The 230-nt window shown below is 33.0% G+C and carries 1 protein-coding gene; it reads right to left on the bottom strand.

Annotated features, from left to right (window positions below; translation table 11 throughout):
- Positions 1-230, bottom strand: a 230-nt coding sequence (locus AC2FA3_RS15700; RefSeq protein ID WP_490510413.1) for a hypothetical protein, incomplete at both ends; no start/stop codon positions are given.

A 230-nucleotide genomic window follows, 5' to 3' on the forward strand; every position in this document is an offset into this window, starting at 1 on the left:
TTACAATGCTTTCTTTCTGATAATAAGCCTGCATTGGAAAATAGTCTGTTTCTCCAAATAAAGCGGCATAGCTAAATTGATAATTATAGTTATGATTATTTAAAATGACGGGTGAATCATTATCTGGACGTAATGTTTTATACGACTTGGTAGGGTGATCTAATACCTCAACACTGTTATTGTGATTAGCATTACGTTCATATATATTGGTGATACTCCCAGCATAGAGT

The sequence above is a fragment of the Janibacter sp. CoH_79_TC_3 genome (genome assembly GCF_058197955.1).